This is a genomic window from Flammeovirga agarivorans, assembly GCF_012641475.1.
In the GTDB taxonomy this organism is placed as follows: Bacteria; Bacteroidota; Bacteroidia; order Cytophagales; family Flammeovirgaceae; genus Flammeovirga; species Flammeovirga agarivorans.
On sequence record NZ_JABAIL010000089.1, the window covers coordinates 1 to 677 of the forward strand.

Sequence of the window (677 nt, forward strand, 5' to 3'; positions counted from 1 at the left end):
AAAGCCCATATCTTCCAGCGCTCGCAGAGCGACGGATTTCCCCGAGCCCGAGCGGCCGCTGACGATCATCAGTACCATGTACCGTTTCTCCTCAGTACGATAAAGGATAAGGTGCGACTGCCGTTATGCGTCATCGCTGCTTCCTGCTTCGGTGATGATCTCATACAACTCTTCATCGCTCTGCGCCGTGCGCAGGCGACGACAAATCGCTTTGTCCGCCAGCCGTTTGGCCACCAGGGAGAGCGTATGCAGGTGAGTTTTTGTCTGGTCGGCCGGCACCAGCAGCGCGAACAGCAGGTCGACAGGTTGATTGTCGATCGCGTCGAAGGCGATGGGGGTTTCCAGCTGGACAAAAACGCCGACAGCACGCAGCGTATCCTCTTCCAGTTTTCCGTGGGGAATGGCGATACCATTGCCGATCCCGGTACTGCCCATTTTTTCGCGGGTGAGGATCGCTTCGAACACCACCTGCGGCGGCAAACTTAACTGTTTGGCGGCCAGTTCGCTGATGATTTCCAGAGCACGCTTCTTGCTCTGGCAGTGCACCTGGCTACGGGTACATTCCTGGTTCAGGACGTTGCTCAGTTGTAGAGCCGAATCGTTGTTCATCATAATTTCACCTGAGCGCCCCCGCGCCCGTCGCCGATGATATCCAGCGGCGGGCGCAAGGGGGCCCG

2 protein-coding genes are annotated in these 677 nt (G+C 58.1%); both read right to left on the bottom strand.

Annotation, left to right across the window (positions count from 1 at the left end):
- On the bottom strand, nucleotides 1-78 hold a 78-nt coding region (locus HGP29_RS29150; RefSeq protein ID WP_211093464.1), incomplete at its 3' end, for an RNase adapter RapZ.
- A 45-nt stretch (nucleotides 79-123) separates the two neighbouring features.
- A partial coding sequence (ptsN, locus tag HGP29_RS28380) for a PTS IIA-like nitrogen regulatory protein PtsN (protein ID WP_394354078.1) occupies nucleotides 124-677 on the bottom strand: 554 nt, incomplete at its 5' end.